This window comes from Pseudomonas sp. DCB_BI, from assembly GCF_026240995.1.
GTDB lineage: Bacteria > Pseudomonadota > Gammaproteobacteria > Pseudomonadales > Pseudomonadaceae > Aquipseudomonas.
Genome location: NZ_JAPFCG010000002.1, coordinates 256,955 through 276,484 on the forward strand (window position 1 = coordinate 256,955; position 19,530 = coordinate 276,484).

Sequence of the window (19,530 nt, forward strand, 5' to 3'; positions counted from 1 at the left end):
TCGAGTCGCGCCGCTCAGCCGAGGCCGAACGCGACCGCATGTCAGCCTTGCTGCGCACCTTCACCGCGGCGGTCCCCGGTGTGGTCTACGCCTCAATTTGCGGGTAGCGTTGAATGCGCAGTCGAGCACCTCCCTGGTCGACCCTGCACAGGTCGAGAACGCGCTACTGGCACGGGCATGACTGCCGACACCCAGGCCAGAGCGTTCGAGCCGTTCTTCACGACAAAACCGGTCGGCGCTGGAAGCGGCCTGGGCTTGTCGATGATCTGTGGTTTCGCCAAACAATCCGGCGGGCAGGTGAGGATCAGATCGGAGGAGGGCGCGGGCACGCGGGTTTATCTTAAGCTACCGAGCCATGCCGCGCAGCCTCCTTCTGTTATTGAAACTCGTGGCTGACTTCAGACCACAAGCTCACTTTTTGATCGCGGCTTTTGAAGAACTCGATCTCCCGCTTGATGCCCGAGCTCAGATCCCAACCTGGTAGGTCGAGGATGATCAGCTCTTCCATGACGTCCATGAACACTGCATCCACTGGTGCCCAGAGCTTGCCGATGGCAGCGTTGTCCTTGCCTTCGAAGGCCAGGTTGATCGGGTGGGACATGGAGACTTGGCTGAACACAGCGTTGCCGGACTCGACGATGGTGGCGGCTACCTTGTTGCACGCCAGGAAGCGCTGGTGGGTGACATTGGCGTCGGCGTGGCTGTAGGGGCAGGCCAGGAAAATTTTACGCATGTTTACCTCTATTAATGGCGGCGAGTGATCGCCTGGTGGTTACCGGTCAGGCAGAACGGAGTGCTGTTTGCGGGCAGTCGAGTTCATCTTGCTGCGCACTTTCTTGAGCTTCATAGCGCAGGGCTGCAGGCACAGAAATCTTAATTGCGATGCCGACTGCCAGCAGGCCACCGAAGAGCTTGGCCAGCAGCACCGGCATGATCAGTGTGGGCTGGAAGTTGGCGGTGAATGCCAAGTGGTCGCCGATGGTTGCTTGAGCACATACACCCAGTGCAACGCAAAGCACCTTGTCGCGAGCATTCAGTTTTTTGAACATGTGGTAGACCGCAATGATGTTGGCGAACACCATGACGAATGCGGCTGCACCGGGGCCTGAGAGGCCGAGCTGCTTGCCCAGGACTTCCATCGGGCGGCGGCAATATTTGTTGAACAGGAAGCAGATAGGGAAAGTGCCGGCGAGCATGATGCCAATGTAGCCCGCGATCTCGATCGCGCGGAACAGCTCCTTCTGATCTGCAAACATCGGATCGAAGCCCCACACCCCGAAGTTCTTCATGAAGAAGCCAGTGAAGTGCTCCACGATGGCAAGAGCCAGGATGATCTTGATGAAAGCGTCCATGATCTTGCCGAATACCAAGAAGCCGGTGACCATGAGATTGGCTCTGTAGCGCAGGCCTGCGGCTAGCACGAAACAGAAGATGAACAGCGGAGTCAGGAGCTTCAGGCACGCCACGAAGTCCAGCGTCAGGTAGTGCAGAGCCGGCGAGTTAGTCGATACGATTTCGCGCACTGGCAAGTTGAACGAGGTGATCATCACCAGCGATGCAAGTACCGCAAAGGGGATGCTGATCAATCCGGCCATCGCTCCCAGGGCGAGGTATTTGTGATCCTTGCGATCCAGCATCATCAGGCCGACCGGGATCAGATAGACGATGGTAGCGCCTGACGTGTAGCCGACAATCATGGCGGTGATCCATACGTCGCGGTTTGCTGCGATCGCGTCCGCGAGCTGATAGCCACCCATGTCCACTGCGATAATCGAGAGTGCCGCGATCGAGACGTCCGATCCCATGAGGCTGAAGTATGGGCCGAGGGCCATTTCGATGAACTTCGACAGGAACGGGATGGAGATCATGATCCCCGCCTGAGCGAGGAAGACGGGCCCGATTGAGTGAATTCCGTTCACGAACTCTTTACCCAGACCACTCTCAGGCTTGAGAACGGATGCGCAAGCACCGATCACCGCACCCATCATGATCAGATAGATCACATAATTTCCAAACTCAGCCATGGCTTCACCTTCATGCCCCCAATAACCAAGCGGGATTACCCGCCAGTCTTGGAAATTTTTCTTGTTTAGCTCCCGATCAAAATCGGGAACCCCGTCAACGTGAATGCGAATCGCCGGAATATTCACCAAGTGGCTATGTGACTTCCGATCGTTTCTGACCATTTACTAACCACATCACATGCCACTCGTTGATTTGCTGTGGTTTTGAGGATCAATTGGGCTGGATTCGGTCAAAATGGCGGCGTATTGTGACTAGAACCATCAGGGGCGCGGGCTGCAAGGGCCGTGGGTAACTTTCTGAAATCACAAGAATATTGGTGCGCGATGTTGGCAAGCGTTTGCCTTTGAGCGTTACCGATGCTTGAAATGTGTGCGTCGGTAACACATACCGCTTCCTTTGGGGGCATCCGCATGTGAATAAGGAGTAGAGATGCGTCCGAGTGAAAGGCGACAGCACATATTGGAGTTGCTGCGGCAGCGCGAGCGGATATCGGTAGAGGAGCTGGCACGCTCTCTTAGCACCTCTCAAGAAACGATCCGTCGCGATCTGACGGTGCTTTCAGAAGAAGGCCAGGTCACCAAGTACCATGGAGGGGCATCGCTCCCCCCTCGCGGGGAGCACGAGAATGCGTTCCAAACCCGCATGAACGAGTTCTCGGCAGAGAAGCGGATGGTCGCACGCTACGCCGCAGGGCTTTACTCACCAGGGGACAGCATCCTCATCGATACCGGCACGACGACGCTCTTTTTCGCACGTGAGCTAGCGAAGATGAGCCGGATCACCGTCATCACGAACTCGCTGATGATTGCCGAAAGCATTGGGGCAAGTGGTAACCGTGTCTTCATGATTGGTGGGGAGTACCGCCCAGAGTCAGCTCAGAACACAGGGGCGTTGGCGATGGAACAGATCGCCCGCTTCAACGCGGAGCACGCCGTGGTGACCATCGGTGCACTCAGTGCCGACGGAGCGTTCGACTTCTCGATCGAAGAAGCGGAGATCACCCGGGCGATGATTGCACGCACCCGCTACCTGACTGTCATCGCCGATTCCTCAAAAATGGGCAAGCGCGCCTTGTTCCAGGTGTTCCCGTTGGATCGGATTGACCGGTTGATTATCGATCGCAAGCCGGTAGGCGAGTTGGCGAAGGCCCTGGCTGAGGCCCATGTCGAGGTACATGAAGTGCCTGCCAGTAATAGGCAGGAGTGAGTAAATCGCTGAATGACCAAGTGGCCCACTCAGGCAAGGGGCCACTCCAGCCGATCGAGGTTACAGATAGGTGCCCAATGGGGGCATGCGTTCCAGCTGTTTTCTACGGCACAACCATACTGCCGCGAACACGACGACCCCCACCAGTAGGGACGCCAGAACGTACATCTGTGCTACGCGGAAATCATTTGGGATGATGAAGACGCACATCTCTACGAAGAGCCATACGCTTGCGCCGACCACCACAGGCCATTCCCATTTGCCGAGGGTGAAGTCGTCGGGATGATGGATATGCTTGTGACGGGTGAAGATGTACAGCATCACGGTCCCGCTGTAGAGCAGCGCCGGGAACAGTGTCGCGGCCCCCAGCAATTGGGTGAGTGCGTCAGGTGAGCGGTAGAAGCTCAGCACGATGCCAACCGATACGACACACGCCAGAAGCGTTGCCCACAATGGGCCGCCTGTTGGCCTCGGCACGATCGACAGTTTTTCAGAGAAGGGTAGGCGGCCATCCCGGGCCATGGCATGGATGAGCCGGCTGTTGCTGGTCATGATCACAAGACCGCAGGCGAAGATGGCCACGCAAACCACCACCAACACCACCTTGCTGAAGGTTTCACCCAGGGTCATCCGAATGACGTCTGCTACAGGTGCTGAGCTTCGAGTGAGTTCGGCTACGTTGTCGCCAAGGCCCAGGCTGACGACGATCAGGAACAGCGTTCCGAGCACGCCACTGACGACTACGGCGTTGACCATCGCCTTGGGTACCACCTGTTTGGGATTGTGCGTTTCTTCAGCCAGGTTGGCAGCCGATTCCCAGCCCACCAGCGTAAATGCACCGAGCAGGCCCGAGAGCATGAAAGGGCCAAGCCAGCCGTAGTAGTTGTCACTGTGGACAATACCCGTGGACAGCAAGTTGGACGTGTTTCCTTTGCCGAAGAACGCTACGGCGGCGCCGATGGCAATGATGAGTCCGAACACCGCGACAACTTCGGCGCCGACGGCGAGATTGTTGATTTTGGTCAGAATCGGCGTCGACCAGATAATGAGAGCTGTCTGTACCAGGATCAGGATGAGGGTGGTCAGTGCGCCGGCAGAGGCGCTGTACTCCCATCCGAGTAGGGGGAACAGTGCGACCTGGGCTAGACCATAGTCTACTGCCACGGTGACGATGGAGAGGAAGGCGAAGCTTGCCCAGCCGAACCACCATCCCAGCACCGGATTCACCAAGCGGCTGGCCCACTGGTAGCTGAATCCGGATAGTGGGATTTTGCTCGCCAGCAACCCAAACACAAGTGCAACGAGAATGGTGCCCAGGGTGACGACCGGCCACGTCCAGATGCCAATGGGCCCGCTGGAAGTCAGCATACTGCCATAGGTCGAGAACAGGCCTGTGGTGATGGAGATGAAGGAGAAGGCGACAGCGAAGGATTCGAACTTGCCCAGCGTTCTTTCGAACTGTGCCGTGTATTGCTCTTCGGCGGGTGGGCCGTCGTTCAGCTGAGCCCGAGTATTCTCTGACATATGGATGTCTCCTGAAGTGTGTTCACTATCAAGCAGACTCGTCCCGATCATGATCGTCAGGGTGAGTTATTGTTATCGACGCACGCGGTATGCCATGGACTTTAATGATGTGGTTTTGTGCTTTTTCCTCTTCTGGAACGGGCAAAAATGCATGTCTCCAAGGTGCTGGTGACCACAGGGCAAAGTTTGAAAACTTTGCCCTGAGTGACCACTGATTACCCGGCCTGATTTACCTCCAGCTTGTGCACCGTTTTACGGCATCGGAGAAGGTCTCGCGCCACTGTTGGGCTTCGGTCGCGCTGATGCGTGGCCGGAACTTGGTGCTGGTGTTGCGTGGAGGCTTGAGCTCAATACCGATGCCTTTAGCCGCCAGGGCTGCGCAACCGAACGAGGTCAGTTCGTCGAATCGCTGGGTCACGATGCAGCGCTGCAGTGCATCGGCCAGGAACTGCGCGAAATACGGACTGCGTGCAAGGCCACCATCGATGGACAGTTGGTCGGTTACGTTGAGGAAACCGTCCATGGCCGAAATCACTTCGACGCTGCGCAGTGCGACGCCTTCGAGAAGTGCCTGGCACATGTCCTGGCGGGTGGTGCCGCCGCTCATGCCGACCCACAGGGCAGCAGCGCTGCGATCCCAGTGCGGACAAGCAAGGCCCGAGAGGGCTGGCACGAAGGCAAGCCGGCGCGAAATTGCAGGGGGCTCACTGAAGGCTGCGAGCTCCGAAAAATCACTGAAGAGGCCGAGTCGACCCGCCCATTCCACGGCGGCACTGGCATCATAAACACCCCCGTCCATGGCATAGGTAGGTTTGCCCGCAATTTGCCAGGCGATAGTGGCAAGCAAGCCCTTTTCGGGGGCCCGGATGATCTGATCACCCGTGACGGTCAGGGCGAAGGCGCCTGTACCGTAGGTGATCTTTGCGTCTCCGCCGGCACGGCAGCCGTGGCCATACAAAGAGGCCTGCTGATCGACGATCGAAGCGGTGACCGGGGTAACGCCGATTTCACCGAAGAACCCAACGGTGTCGCGGATCTCGGGGAGTGCCTCCATCGGCACGCCGAACAGTTCGCACAGTTCGGTATCCCACTGCCCGGTGGCCAGGTTCATCAGCGAGGTGCGCGACGCTGTTGTGACGTCAGTAGCAAACACACCGGTGAGCCTATCCAGAAAGTAGGCGTCGGTGGTGCCCAAGCGAAGTCGTCCTGCCTTCAGCGCACGCTGGGCGGCGGGCAGGTTCTGGACAATCCAGGCCAATTTGCTTGCTGAGAAGTACGGGTCAAGGGCAAGACCAGCTCGCTCCAGGGTCAGCGCCTCAGCACCCGTAGCGCGCAGACGGCTGATTTCGGGAGCGGTGCGGTTATCTTGCCAGACGATCACGGGTGAGAGCGGCTCACCGGTTTTCGCATCCCATGCCAGGCAGCTTTCGCCTTGGTTTGCGATCCCGATGGCATCGACTTTGCCCGTTGCTTCCAGGCAGCTTTGGAGGTTGTTCAAGAGCTCGATTGGATCGTGCTCTACCCAGCCAGGATGCGGGTGATGTTGTTGGTGCCGAAGCGATTGCTGGATGTCGGCGGAGCCATTCTGAGTGACGACCAGGACACGGGTGCTGGTGGTACCTTGATCGAGCGCGGCGATACGCATGTTTTTGTTGTCTCCTCGGCTATCTTCTTACTCGCCGACAAAGTCGACTTCAATCTGCTGCACGCCCTTCGGTACATTCAACGATGCAATCGGGACGAGAATTCGGCGCTCTGGTAGAGCAGACGTGGTACGCGACCAAAGCTCTTTACCGTCGGCGGTTATCAGCAGGCGGCCACGTGCTGCGCGGTTAACTCGCATCTGCAGGTTCTTCATGCCTTCCACTGGTGACAGGGTGAGGCGCTGTGGGACACAAAGTTTGAGTTGGCCTTTGCAGAGGATCTCGATGTCTTGGCCCGGGGCCGGCAACTCTCCACGCAGGTCGCGGACGATCAGAGAAGCGATCTTGCGACCTTCACGGTATGACCAGCCTGCGGTCTCAATAGGGCGCAACAGGTTGCCAGCAGCGAAGTAGGCTGGATCGGAGCACCTGCCGTATTGATCAATGGCCGGGCCACCGCTTTTCAGGTCAAGCTTGAGCTCACTCAGCCTTACCAGGCTGGACTCAGGAACAAAGCGCCCGGTCAGCAGCACGCCGTCGCATTCAAACTCGCGGATCGATCCATCTGCCAACTTCACGCTCGCGCCCTCGACTCGGCCAGTCCCGTGAATTTCCTGAAGCTGCGCGCCAAAGTGCATAGGTACACCGCACAGGCGTGGGAACAGCGAGAGCGGCCACCGCGCAGTTGCGCGGCGGTTCGCCTCGATCATGGCCACAGGCTTGATACCCGCTTTTCGGCAGCTGAGCACCGAGGACAAGCTGACCAACTCGGTACCCACAATCAGCGGGCGCTCGAACGGCTTCAAGTGCTCAAGGTAAATGTAGGACTGGAAGGCACCGGTATTGATGACGCCCAGTGGCCGGTCGCCTCCAACCAGGCGCGCGGAGCGTGGTGTCTCACGTGCACCGGTGGCGATGAGCACTCGTTTTGCCTGGAGCTGCATAGCCCCTGCAGGGCTTACAACGTCCAGTTGGCCATCAGCACCGAGACGGGTCACGGAGTGCAGCACGCGAATGTCCACGCCAGCTTTCCTGGCCTCGCTGACGTTGCGCTTGGCGTAGTCTGGCCCGCTGTAGATACGACCGTACTCCCAGAACCCGAAAGGCGGGTGACCACAATGACGAGGAATGCCACCAGCTTCCGGCTCCCGCTCGATCACTACAACCTTACCGATGCCCTGCTTGCGCAGTTCGATGGCTGCAGAAAGTCCCGACGGGCCACCACCAATGATGGCGACGTCGACGTTCTCGATGTTAGTGGGACTCATGGCAAACACCTGTAGCAAGAGGAATGGCGAGGTGGCCAGCGCTCAGATCCGCGACCCTCGCTCCACAATAGAATCCCTGGCAGCGTCCCATGCACGCACGGGTTCGGCGTTTGAGCCCGCCGATATCTCCGGGCGGTAGAGGGCTGCTCAAGGCTGCTTTGATTTCTCGCAGCGTGACCATTTCGCAGTGGCACACAATCTCTTCGTAACCGGGGTTCTGGTAGTCACGAGGGAGGTGCTCGGCGAGGTTTGGCATTGAGGGCCACAAGAGGCTAGCAGGTGCTTCGTGTTTGAAGTCGTACAGGCTGAAGACATGCTTGGCGATACCGAGCGCTGCCGTCAGACCGGTCGAGCGGATACCACCTACGGTGATCCAGTTCTTGCCTTCCACCTTGCGTACCCGGTACTCCTTTTTCTCAGAAGCAGGGCGTAAGGCCGCGTACGTCGCGGTCACTGGCATGCCTTCCAGTGCTGGAATACGTTCTACTGCTGCTTCTACCAGTTGGCCGAGAATTTCACTGTCAAGGCGAGCATGAATGCGATCATCCTGCTCTTCGGCGGTGGGGCCTACCAGTAGGTTGCCGTACACGGTCTTGGTGAGCACGATACCTTTGGTACGCTCATTCGGCACGGGCAGCACGATGTTCGTGAGGTAGCGCGACGCTGCTTTGTCGAACACCACGAACTGGCCCTTGCGGGGGTGAATTGAGAAGCTGGATTCACCCAGCAGATTCTGCTCAAGGATGTCCCCAAACAACCCGGCACAGTTGATCAGGGTGCGGGTCTGGAAAGGCCCTTGTGAGGTCTGCAGTCGCCACAATTCACCGTCGAACTGGCCACCCAGGACTTCGGCATTGAACTGGGTTTTGGCGCCCAGCAGCATGGCTTGCTGAAGGTAGCCCAACGGGGCAGACCAAGGGTCGATCAAGAACTCGCCTGGCACCTCAGCGGCGCCGAGTGCATGGTTTGCAAGGTGAGGTTCGAGAGCGCGTACTCGTGCACGGTCAATGATCCGCACGTCAGCTACGCCATTGTCATGCGCCTGCTGAACGATGCCCTGCAGTTTCGCCAGATCCTCTTCACTCCAGGCAACTACCATCGCGCCCGACTTGAGCAGCGGAAGGTTCATCTTGGAGTGGATGTCCAGGTACTCTTGGTAACCATCCTGCATGCAGCGCAGTTCGAGGCTATCGCGAGGAGCGTCGAAACCGGTATGGAGGATTGCGCTGTTGCCTTTACTGGCGCCCGACAGAATGTCGGAGCTCTTCTCCAGCAGAAGCACCTTGGCACCTTCCAAGGTGAAACGCCTCACCATCGCGCATCCCACAACGCCGCCGCCGACAACGACGACGTCGAAGACATCGGTGTGATTAGGTAATGGTTTCGTCATGTTATTGCCTGTTGGGATAAATCAGCTATGCCAAAGAGGGTGCATCCCACATGCCACTGACTGAATGGTTGGTTTTTTGACCGATTATTAAGACCATTCGGTCGTTATTGCCCCGGTCTCTGTTATCTGAAGATCCATCGCTGTTTCATAGAGGCATCTTCTATATGGGGCTTTGCGGCCTTTCGGGGACAACTGCGCTTAGGTCAGGTGTTGTTGAGCAGGGTGCCCGATTTGGATTGCGTGCTATCTAATCGGGCATTCTTCAAAAACGGTCATTAAAATGTGGCTTCGGTCATACATGCTCTGATTGATACCGTGCTACACATTTCAACTTGAAGTGTTACGGATACACACCCTGTGCTCCTGATAATCCAGAGGATTTACCCCTTTCAGGTGCCTTTTAAGGCGCTTGACGTGTGGAAGTTCGAATTCATGGTCCACATCCAGTGCGCGCGATAAAACAAAGGTTCAGTCAAAAAAATGTCTGAATAATGACTGAAATAGTGTTTTTGCTTGTAATTCCCACAGCAAAAAGTGACATCGGCACAAATGGTGCGGCGTTTCACCACCCACCAGCCTGGGCTGTGCCCATTGAACGAGATGTCACTGCTATGCAACGCAGAACCAAAATAGTCGCCACACTCGGCCCTGCCACTAATACGCCTGAAATGATCGAAGGCCTGATCAAGGCCGGTGTCGATGTCGTTCGCCTCAACTTCTCCCACGGGTCTGCGCAAGACCATATGAGCCGCGCTTCACTGGTGCGCTCTCTGGCGGCGAAACATGGCCGCTTCGTCGCCGTCCTGGCCGACCTTCAAGGCCCCAAGATCCGGATCGCCCGGTTCGCCGACACCAAGGTCGTACTCGCCAAGGGGCAAACCTTCACGCTCGATGCCCGGTTGGGTCGGGACGAAGGTGATGCGACCCAGGTGGGTATCGACTACAAGGCGTTGATCACCGACAGCCGTCCTCACGACATCTTGCTTCTGGATGATGGTCGAATCGAGCTTGAGGTGCAGGAAGTACGAGAGAGCTCGTTGATCTGCACCGTTGTGGTGGGTGGCCCTCTGTCGAACAACAAGGGCATCAACCGCAAAGGCGGTGGTCTTTCGGCTGCGGCCCTCACCGAAAAGGATCGCGAGGACATCAAGACGGCAGCGCTCATGCAAGCTGACTACCTGGCCGTGTCGTTCCCGCGTGACGCCGATGACATGCACCTGGCGCGCAAGCTGATGCTGGAGGCGGGAGGCCAGGCTGGTTTGGTAGCGAAAATCGAGCGCGCTGAAACCGTTCAAGACACTGCCATTCTGGATGCAATCATCGAGGCTTGCGATGGCGTCATGGTCGCGCGTGGTGACCTTGGAGTCGAGATCGGAGACGCCGAGCTGGTCGCTGTTCAGAAGCTGATCATCGATCGTGCCAGGACGCTGAACCGTGTGGTGATCACGGCAACCCAGATGATGGAGACGATGATCACCCAGTCTCTGCCTACGCGTGCAGAAGTGTTCGACGTCGCGAATGCCGTTTTGGATGGCACCGATGCAGTGATGCTCTCAGCCGAAACAGCAGCGGGCGCCTATCCCATCGAAACCATCGAGGCCATGTGCCGCGTCATTCTGGGTGCGGAAAAGCATCCTCTGGCTCACCGCTCCAAGCATCGGATGAACGAGGTCTTCTATCGCATTGATGAGTCGATCGCGATGTCTGCCATGTATGCCGCCAACCATCTGGATGGCGTGAAGGCAATCATCTGCATGACCGAGTCCGGCGATACCCCGCGACTCATGTCGAGAATTCGCTCTCACCTGCCCATTTTCGCGTTCTCGCGCAATGCGCGCACCCAGAATCGAGTAGCGCTTTTCCGTGGCGTCAGCACTGTCCCGTTCGATGCAGACACCCTTCCTACCGATGAAGTTAACCAGCGTGCCATCGATGAACTGGTGAGCCGAGGTGTAGTCACCGAAGGTGATCACGTGCTCATCACCAAAGGCAGCTACCTCAACGCGCAAGGCGGCACCAATACCCTGCGCATTGTGCGTGTCGGTGATCGCATCAACTGAGAGGAGTGCCCCATGACCGACCTGATTAGCAGTGCCGTTGTGCAACAGGATGAGCAGGATTTACGAGGCGCTGTTGAGTGGCCGCGTGATTTTGACTTTCGTGTGCAAGTGGCAGAGCAGCAGGAACTGCTAACCCTGGATTCTGAAACCGCAACCTACAAAGCTCCGTTGGTACCGCCTGTGAAAAAGAACACCCTGATCCAAAATGTATTCGCCCGCGAAATCCTGGACTCTCGTGGCAACCCTACCGTTGAAGCCGTCGTCACCTTGGAGTGTGGCGTGGTGGGGGAGGCGAGTGTTCCTTCCGGCGCGTCGACAGGATCCCGTGAGGCTCTGGAGCTACGTGATGGCTCCTGGCGCTACCAGGGTAAGGGCGTGATGCGTGCCGTGGAGAATGTGAACAATCCAATTCGCGAACGGATTGTGGGGCTCGACGCTTTGAACCAACGGGTGATCGATCAGGCAATGATCACCCTGGACGGCACTGATGCGAAATCGATCCTGGGTGCCAATTCGATTTTGGCGGTCTCCCTGGCAACGGCGAAAGCTGCTGCGGCATCTCTCAACGTCCCTCTCTACGAGCACCTGGCTTCGTTGTACAGCGCTGAACCGCGCTTGGCCATGCCTGTTCCAATGATGAATATCATCAACGGCGGTGAGCACGCTGACAACAACATCGACATCCAGGAGTTCATGATTCAGCCGGTGAGTGCGACAAGCTTCCGAGAAGCCTTGCGCATGGGGGCTGAAGTGTTCCACTGCTTGAAGAAGGTGCTGAGTGAGCGCGGCCTGAGCACCGCCGTGGGTGATGAGGGCGGTTTTGCACCGTCCCTGGGGTCTAACGAAGAAGCGCTGGTGGTTATCAAGGAAGCCGTGTCCCGCTCGGGCTATGAGCTGGGTAAAGACATTACCCTCGCCCTGGATTGTGCAGCTTCAGAGTTCTACAAAGATGGGCGCTACGTATTGGCCGGCGAAGGCAAGTCGTTCTCGTCGATTGAGTTTGCTGAATATCTGGCTGGCTTGTGCGACGCGTATCCGATCATCTCCATCGAAGATGGAATGGACGAAAGTGATTGGGAAGGGTGGGCGCACCTGACCAAGCGACTGGGCCAGAAGGTTCAGTTGGTCGGCGATGATCTGTTCGTCACCAATACCCGGATTCTGCACGAAGGTATCCAACAAGGCATCGCCAACTCGATCCTGATCAAGTTCAACCAGATCGGCAGCCTGAGCGAAACCTTCGACGCCATTCGTATGGCGCAGAAAGCAGGCTACACAGCGGTGATTTCTCACCGTTCCGGCGAAACCGAAGACACCACCATCGCCGACCTCGCTGTTGCTACTGGCGCAGGCCAGATCAAAACAGGTTCTCTCTGCCGCTCTGACCGGGTTGGCAAGTACAACCGCCTCCTGCGCATCGAGGAAGCACTTGAAGCGCGTGCGCCTTACAGCGCCGAAGCGCTTCTTTCCCGCAGATCGTGAAGGGGCGGATGAACATGGCAAACAAGCTCGTTATCGGCAACTGGAAAATGAATGGCTCCCGAAGGAGCAATGCCGAGTTCTTGTCCAAATTTCTAGCACCTCTGGATCAGCTGGAGAACGTTGACGTCGCCATCTGCCCACCAGCTATCTATCTGGAGCAATTGGCGGGTTTGGTCATCCATTCACCGATCCATTTGGGCGCACAGAACCTGAGTGAGTCAGAGCAAGGGGCTTTCACCGGTGAGATCTCGGGCTCAATGCTACGGGACGTTGGGTGTCACTACGTCCTGGTCGGCCACTCTGAGCGTCGCAGCCTGAACGGCGAAACCAATGAGTTGGTGGCGGCCAAATTCAAGGCCGCCCTGAGCGGAGGGCTGACTCCCGTCTTGTGTGTCGGCGAGACGCTGGATCAGCGCCGTGATGGGGAGACCCTGAACGTCATAAATGACCAGCTCCTGGCTGTGCTGGACGCCGTGGGCGTGGAGGAGCTGGGCAAGGGTGTCATCGCCTATGAGCCTGTCTGGGCTATCGGGACGGGGGAGACCGCGACCCCTCTGCAGGCGCAAGAGGTACATCAACACATTCGCCGCTACATCGCCGAGATCAGTCCAGAAGTCGCGCGGACAACTCGCATCCTCTACGGCGGCAGCGTCAAAGGCGACAACGCCGCTGAGTTGTTCAGCCAACCCGACATCGATGGTGGCCTGGTAGGGGGCGCGTCGCTGGACGCACTGTCGTTCCTGTCCATCTGCAAGGCGGGCCAGTCCTGACAACTTTGATCGCATGAAGCGGGCTGCGTGCCGGCCCGCCAACATTCAGACTATTCCAAGAGAACTCGAAATGACCAGTAACCGCTTAGCCAACCTCTTCCCTTCCGTAAATGAGATCCCTGAAGCGTATCGACTGGGAGAGCCCGTCGAGCAGCGCGAGTATCTGGTAGGCGGCCAGCTTCTGCGCTGGGGCGGTAGCCTGCTCAAAGTCACCAGCCCTGTTTATCTTTCCACCCCTGACGGTGATCAACAGGTTGTGTTGGGAAGCTTCCCGGAGATGGATGCTGATGCTGCGCTGGTCGCGTTGGATGCAGCGGTAAAAGCCTACGACAACGGTCAAGGTGAATGGCCTACTATGCGGGTGGCCGAGCGTATTCGTCACGTTGAAGCGTTCTTGGCTCGTATGCGAGAGCAGCGTACTGCTGTGGTGAAGTTGCTGATGTGGGAGATCGGCAAAAACCTCAAGGACTCCGAGAAGGAGTTCGACCGCACGTGCGACTATATCGTTGACACCATCAACGCCCTGAAAGACCTCGATCGTCGCTCAAGCCGTTTCGAACTGGAGCAGGACACTCTGGGCCAGATTCGCCGTGTACCGCTGGGCGTGACCCTCTGCATGGGGCCATACAACTACCCACTGAACGAAACCTTCACCACACTGATCCCTGCGCTGATCATGGGCAACACTGTGGTCTTCAAGCCTGCCAAGTTCGGCGTCTTGCTGATTCGTCCGCTACTGGAGGCCTTCCGCGACAGTTTCCCTGCTGGCGTCATCAACGTGATCTACGGCAGTGGTCGCGAGACCGTGAGCGCCCTGATGGCCAGTGGGAAGGTGGACATCTTCGCATTCATTGGTACCAACAAGGGCGCAAGTGCGTTGAAGAAACTGCACCCGCGCCCGCACCGCCTGCGAGCTGCTTTGGGATTGGATGCGAAAAACCCTGGAATCGTCCTGCCCGAAGTGGATTTGGACAATGCGGTCAACGAAGCCGTCACCGGATCTCTCTCCTTCAACGGCCAGCGCTGCACCGCCCTGAAAATCCTCTTCGTACATGAGGATGTGGTCGAGCAGTTCCTTGAGAAATTCCACCACAAGCTGGCCTCGCTCAAGCCCGGTATGCCGTGGGAACCAGGCGTTGCCTTGACGCCGCTGCCAGAGCCGGGGAAGGTCGATTTCCTCAATGACTTGGTCGCTGATGCCCTGGAGAAGGGGGCTCGCGTCGTCAACCAGGGTGGGGGTGAAGCCCGTGGTTCGTTCTTCTTCCCAGCAGTCCTGTACCCGGTCGCAGCTGATATGCGCATCTACCAGGAAGAGCAGTTCGGCCCGTTGGTACCGGTTGTGCCGTATCGCGATCTGCAGACAGTCATCGACTACGTACTGGATTCCGATTTCGGGCAGCAGTTGAGTATTTTTGGCACCAACCGCAACCAGGTTGGGCGCCTCGTCGATGTCTTCGCCAACCAGGTAGGGCGGATCAACCTGAATACCCAGTGCCAGCGTGGCCCGGATTCGTACCCCTTCAACGGGCGCAAGAACTCCGCCGAAGGGACGCTCTCTGTGCACGACGCGCTCCGGGTGTTCTCGATCCGTACCTTGGTGGCCACCAAGTTCAACGAGCAAAACAAAGAGCTGGTGAGTGACATCATTCGCAACCGCGAGTCGAGCTTCCTCACCACTGATTACATCTTCTGAGTGAGTACCTGAAATGGCTACCTGCACACTGATCATCCTCGATGGGGTCGGTGTGCGGGCGGAGGTAGAAGCGAATGCCTTTGCCGCTGCCCGCACGCCCACGTTAGACGGGTTGTTCGAGCGATACCCTCATAGCCTTATTGCGACCTCGGGCTTAGCGGTGGGCCTGCCTGATGGCCAGATGGGCAACTCCGAGGTCGGGCACATGAACCTCGGCGCGGGCCGGATCGTTTATCAGAACTTCACCCGCATCAACAAAGCCATCGAGGATGGCTCCTTTGCCAGCAATCCTGCCCTGATGGAGATGGTGAACGGCACCAAAGCCCGTGGCGGCGCTATCCATGTGATGGGCCTGCTTTCGCCTGGCGGCGTTCACAGCCACATCGACCAGATCATTGCTGGCTGTCAGATCCTGGCCGGGGAGGGCGTCGAGCGGGTCTACGTACACGCATTCCTTGACGGTCGTGACACACCACCGAGGAGCGCAGCTGACTCGATATCAGCACTGGAAGATGCACTTGCTCAGCAGCAGTGTGGTCGGATCGCAACCGTCATTGGCCGTTACTTCGCATTGGATCGAGACAAACGTTGGAACCGTGTTGAGTCGGCGTACCGCCTGATCATGCAAGGCGAAGCAGCACACCATGCTTTATCCGCCGGTGATGCTCTACAGGCTGCCTATGAGCGAGGGGAGTCCGATGAGTTCGTCCAGGCCACGGTGATCGGAGCGGCTGAGCCGATCGGTGCGGATGACTCGATCATCTTCATGAACTTCCGTCCTGACCGTGCGCGGCAGTTGTGTGAGGCGTTGATTTCCCCTGCCTTCGACGCGTTCTCTCGGTGTGGGGTAATAGCCAAAGAGCGTTTGCTGACGCTGACCCGATACGCCGATGATCTGGATGGGCCATGCGCTTTCCCGCCTGAAGCCATCTCGAATAGCTTGGGTGAATACCTGGCAAATCTGGGTAAGACCCAACTGCGGATCGCAGAAACCGAAAAATATGCTCACGTGACATTCTTCTTCAACGGTGGCCGGGAAGAGCCCTTTGCTGGTGAGCGGCGGATACTGATTCAGTCACCTCTGGTTGCTTCGTATGAGCTGCAGCCTGAGATGAGCGCCTTCGAGCTTACCGATCGCTTGGAGGAAGAGATCCTGAGCGGTGAGACCGATTTGATCGTCTGTAACTACGCCAACGGCGACATGGTGGGGCATACGGGATCATTCGAGGCGGCAGTTAAAGCGGTGGAGACTCTCGATCAATGCTTGGCCAGGGTGGTAGCGGCAACCTTGCAGAGCGGTGGCCACTGCCTGATCACCGCTGACCACGGCAACGTTGAGCAGATGGTTGACCCTGAGTCCAGGCAAGCCCACACCGCGCATACTACCAACCCGGTGCCGTTGATCTATGTGGCGAACGAGGCGATTGGTGTGGCTTTGAATCAGGGCCGCTTATGCGACTTGGCGCCTACCATCTTGGGGATTTTAGAGCTTTCTGTGCCAGTGGAGATGAGTGGAAATAATTTGATTTCCAGGTGACGCTTGCCCGGAGAGAACGCATGGGTGCTAAGCACCCATGCGCTGCCGTGGAAGTACCCCTAACTACAGATCAAGGCCCCGGCTGAATAAATTGCATCGCTGTGATCAATCAATTCGCCATGCTCAAAAATACAAAACCATAAACAGTAAGTTTGCATGTGGCGTGCATTTCACGATGGTTGGCGCGTATCGATGCCTACGGCTGTTGCATTTAAATATCTAATCCAGGACGGGCTGGTTGTGCCTAAAACAATAGCTGCGCGATTCTCACTTGCCTTGATTCTTATTGTTACGCTTATTGCGCTAGTCATCTGTGCGGTGATCGTCTTCCGTGGGGAGCCGAAGCTTATCGCTTCTCAAGTCAACGCCTCCCAGCAATCCGTGCTCGCGTTATCTCGACAACTGAGTGCCAGACTTGCAGAGGTCGAGGGGCGTACTGTCGCACTAGCAAACGTCGGTGCAACACTACCATTGAGCCATGAGCTGGTGAAGCCTACGCTAGCTAAAATTATTGATAGCGAAGGTAATCAGGCGATAGCAGGGGGAGGGTTATGGCCAGCGCCCGGAGCCTTTACGCCGGGCACGGAACTCGATAGCTTGTACTGGTCAAGGACGAATCAAGGGTCGCTTGAATTCTCCGCTGACAACAATCTTCCGGGAACATCCTATCAAGCGTCTGATTGGTATAAGCAGGGGCAGAGTGGACAGCCTGGAAAATGTGCGTGGTCGGACGCCTACCTGGATCCCGTCAGTAAAGTTCTGATGACGACTTGCTCCGTGCAGTACGAACGGGAGGGGGCGTTCTCTGGTGTCGCGACGATCGATATGACGCTCAGTGGAATAGCGGACTTTCTGAAGGCTAATGGTAGTGTTACTGGCGGGTATGCTTTCGCAATCGATCAATCTGGTAATGTCCTGTTCCTACCGAAAGTAGAGCCAGGCGTTCAAGCAGCAACGGCTTCCACCGCTCTACAGTTCTATCCTTGGTTCGCTGATTTTATCCGTAGCAGCGAAGAAAAAGGCAACGCTTCCAAAACGCTCTACATTGATCATGACACCTCATTTGACTCACCCGCATACGTGAGCATGGAAACAGTCCCTGGTTCAGGCTGGATTGTTGGGTTGGTCACGCCTTCGAGCACAATGACGGCTATTGCGAGTGCGCTCAGAACCGAGATGCTGGTGATTTTGATCCCATTGCTCATCGTGCTGTTTGGCGTTGCCTGGGTGGCGGGCCGTGCGCTATTAAAATTGATTGGCGAAACAACCGAGCAGATCAATAGATTGGGCGCGCAAAGCGATGTAGGGGGGCTCAAAATCAACCGCGATGATGAGATTGGCCTTTTGCGCAAGGCTGTCAACGCGTACGCCGGACGCTTGCAAGGAATGCTCAATACCATTGGCCAAGAGTCAGTGGCGCTAGAGCATCACGCTGATACCGTTGCAGAACTAGCCGCTGCCATGGCCGACAGGGCTGATCAGCAACGACAAGATAATGCGCTCCTTGCGACTGCTGTAACCGAGATGGCTGCGAGTGCCTATGAGGTTGCTAAAAACACAAGCGACTGCTCCGAGACAGCTATGAATTCCCTAGGCAGTGCCCGTACCAGCCAATTCCAGGTGCAGCAGAATGGGGAGACTATTCTTTCGTTAAGTTTGGATGTTTCCCACGTTGCGTCTGCCATCTCCCAGCTGGGAAACGATATCGAAAACGTCAGCGGGGTGCTGGCTGTGATTAAATCTATATCTGACCAAACCAATTTATTGGCGTTGAATGCTGCAATAGAGGCAGCCAGAGCGGGTGAACAAGGCCGTGGTTTCGCGGTTGTTGCAGATGAGGTTCGAACGCTGGCAGGTCGTACGCAATCGTCAGCGAATAAGATTCAAGATATGATCGGTGCGCTTAGGCAGGCTTCCTCCAATGCTGTAACGACGATGGTGGCAGGTGAACTCAGTACCCGGCAGGCATGCGATCAGTCCGAGAATGTTAATCAATCGATCGAGGTCGCAATTTCAGGTTTCGTTGAAATTGTCGATCGAGCACAGCAAATCGCAGTTGCCGCACACGAGCAGAGTCATGTCACACAAGAAATTAACGAACTTGCTGTGCGCATCCATTCATCCAGTGAAAAAGGTGCTCATGATGCCGCAACGTTGCGTAGTTTAAGCCATACGATGCAAGGGCTTGCTCGGCGTCTAGCTAATGTGAGCAAGCAGTAAGGATGTAGGGGGCGCCAACAGCGTTCTGGACGCGCTGCCATCCCCAACGGACGACACAGGTACAGGCTGGATGTGAGCGCCGGACTGTTGGGGGGCAAAGATCCGACCATTGAAAGCGACCCCCGCCTTTGAGGCTGACTCGTCTCGACGGGTTATCAATGAAAGGATGGCAGAATGAAGGGTTATTGGATCATCTTCGGCGGTGAGATCGTCGACCAAGCGGCCCAGGCGGAATACGGGCGTCTGTGGGAACCCATCGGTGAGAAATATGATGCGAAGTTCAAGGTGCTGAATGGTGGGGGCTTGGTCGAAGCCTTGAACACTAAGCGTGTGCTGATCGTCGAGTTCGCCAGTCTGGAACAGGCCAAAGCTTGCTACAACGACCCAGCTTATGTGCAGGCCAAAGCGTTCGCCACCCAGGCGTCCCGGCGTGAACTTATCATTCTAGAGGGTGAGCTTTAGTTGGCCAGCACTGTCGGGCGGAACTGTGGCATATCGGCTGCCGCCGGGTCCGTGCCGGTGGTCTGTTGTTGCGGGTTGACCGCTGCCTGCCAGCCCAGACCGTTGAGGGCAATGGTCATGAAATCCTCCTGGAAATGTGAGTGGCAAGGGAGACCGGCAAACGCCATGCCAGACGGCGCTGCACAAAAATAGGGCGCTGGAGCTATTCCGGTCGTCTTGCCGTGGGCATATGCTTGCCCGTCAGAGGCAG

At 57.0% G+C, this 19,530-nt stretch carries 15 protein-coding genes and 2 pseudogenes; 10 read left to right on the top strand and 7 right to left on the bottom strand.

What is annotated here, in order from left to right:
- Positions 1-165: 165 nt before the first annotated feature.
- Positions 166-384: pseudogene (locus OO258_RS03500) on the top strand (ATP-binding protein); the annotation flags it as partial.
- On the opposite strand, the gene OO258_RS03505 reads toward OO258_RS03500, so the two are convergent.
- Positions 377-733, bottom strand: coding sequence for a DUF1937 family protein (locus tag OO258_RS03505; RefSeq protein WP_266028865.1), 357 nt, complete (start codon positions 731-733; stop codon positions 377-379). The pseudogene OO258_RS03500 and the gene OO258_RS03505 overlap by 8 nt on opposite strands.
- A 46-nt stretch (positions 734-779) precedes the next feature.
- Entirely contained in the window at positions 780-2,024 is a 1,245-nt protein-coding gene (eutH, locus tag OO258_RS03510) for an ethanolamine utilization protein EutH (RefSeq protein WP_266028940.1), read from the bottom strand.
- Positions 2,025-2,454: 430 nt separating this feature from the next.
- Between eutH and OO258_RS03515 the strand changes: the two genes are divergently transcribed.
- The gene (locus tag OO258_RS03515) at positions 2,455-3,231 is read left to right on the top strand and encodes a DeoR/GlpR family DNA-binding transcription regulator (RefSeq protein ID WP_266028866.1); all 777 of its coding nucleotides are present in this window, start codon (positions 2,455-2,457) and stop codon (positions 3,229-3,231) included.
- A gap of 60 nt (positions 3,232-3,291) precedes the next feature.
- Here OO258_RS03515 and OO258_RS03520 read toward each other — a convergent pair whose 3' ends face one another.
- The 4 genes from OO258_RS03520 to OO258_RS03535 form a co-directional block, all read right to left on the bottom strand.
- Positions 3,292-4,755: an amino acid permease gene (locus tag OO258_RS03520; RefSeq protein WP_266028867.1), complete on the bottom strand. Its 1,464-nt coding sequence runs from the start codon at positions 4,753-4,755 to the stop codon at positions 3,292-3,294.
- A gap of 229 nt (positions 4,756-4,984) precedes the next feature.
- Positions 4,985-6,400 (bottom strand): glycerol kinase, encoded by a 1,416-nt coding sequence (locus tag OO258_RS03525; RefSeq protein WP_266028868.1) that lies wholly within the window; start codon positions 6,398-6,400, stop codon positions 4,985-4,987.
- Positions 6,401-6,427: 27 nt separating this feature from the next.
- The gene (locus OO258_RS03530) at positions 6,428-7,666 is read right to left on the bottom strand and encodes an NAD(P)/FAD-dependent oxidoreductase (protein WP_266028869.1); all 1,239 of its coding nucleotides are present in this window, start codon (positions 7,664-7,666) and stop codon (positions 6,428-6,430) included.
- The gene (locus OO258_RS03535) at positions 7,653-9,056 is read right to left on the bottom strand and encodes an NAD(P)/FAD-dependent oxidoreductase (RefSeq protein ID WP_266028870.1); all 1,404 of its coding nucleotides are present in this window, start codon (positions 9,054-9,056) and stop codon (positions 7,653-7,655) included. The genes OO258_RS03530 and OO258_RS03535 overlap by 14 nt, the downstream gene beginning before the upstream one ends.
- 611 nt (positions 9,057-9,667) lie before the next feature.
- Here OO258_RS03535 and pyk point away from each other — a divergent pair.
- The 8 genes and pseudogenes from pyk (at position 9,668) to OO258_RS03570 (ending at position 19,280) form a co-directional block, all read left to right on the top strand.
- Entirely contained in the window at positions 9,668-11,116 is a 1,449-nt protein-coding gene (gene pyk, locus OO258_RS03540; RefSeq protein WP_266028941.1) for a pyruvate kinase, read from the top strand.
- A 12-nt stretch (positions 11,117-11,128) separates the two neighbouring features.
- Positions 11,129-12,598: a phosphopyruvate hydratase gene (eno, locus tag OO258_RS03545; RefSeq protein ID WP_416309181.1), complete on the top strand. Its 1,470-nt coding sequence runs from the start codon at positions 11,129-11,131 to the stop codon at positions 12,596-12,598.
- Between the two features lie 14 nt (positions 12,599-12,612).
- On the top strand, positions 12,613-13,368 hold the full coding sequence (tpiA, locus tag OO258_RS03550; RefSeq protein ID WP_266028871.1) for a triose-phosphate isomerase: 756 nt from the start codon (positions 12,613-12,615) through the stop codon (positions 13,366-13,368).
- A 70-nt stretch (positions 13,369-13,438) separates the two neighbouring features.
- Positions 13,439-15,061, top strand: a complete 1,623-nt coding sequence (locus tag OO258_RS03555) for an NADP-dependent glyceraldehyde-3-phosphate dehydrogenase (protein ID WP_266028872.1) — start codon at positions 13,439-13,441, stop codon at positions 15,059-15,061.
- A gap of 13 nt (positions 15,062-15,074) precedes the next feature.
- Complete coding sequence (gene gpmI / locus OO258_RS03560; protein ID WP_266028873.1) at positions 15,075-16,598, top strand: 2,3-bisphosphoglycerate-independent phosphoglycerate mutase; 1,524 nt, start codon at positions 15,075-15,077, stop codon at positions 16,596-16,598.
- A gap of 192 nt (positions 16,599-16,790) precedes the next feature.
- A pseudogene (locus OO258_RS27560) lies at positions 16,791-17,708 on the top strand (cache domain-containing protein); the annotation flags it as partial.
- A 471-nt stretch (positions 17,709-18,179) separates the two neighbouring features.
- The gene (locus tag OO258_RS27565) at positions 18,180-18,818 is read left to right on the top strand and encodes a methyl-accepting chemotaxis protein (RefSeq protein ID WP_416309186.1); all 639 of its coding nucleotides are present in this window, start codon (positions 18,180-18,182) and stop codon (positions 18,816-18,818) included.
- Between the two features lie 174 nt (positions 18,819-18,992).
- On the top strand, positions 18,993-19,280 hold the full coding sequence (locus tag OO258_RS03570) for a DUF1330 domain-containing protein (protein ID WP_266028875.1): 288 nt from the start codon (positions 18,993-18,995) through the stop codon (positions 19,278-19,280).
- On the opposite strand, the gene OO258_RS03575 is transcribed toward OO258_RS03570, so the two are convergent.
- Positions 19,277-19,399, bottom strand: coding sequence for a hypothetical protein (locus tag OO258_RS03575; RefSeq protein WP_266028876.1), 123 nt, complete (start codon positions 19,397-19,399; stop codon positions 19,277-19,279). The genes OO258_RS03570 and OO258_RS03575 overlap by 4 nt on opposite strands.
- Positions 19,400-19,530: the final 131 nt, after the last annotated feature.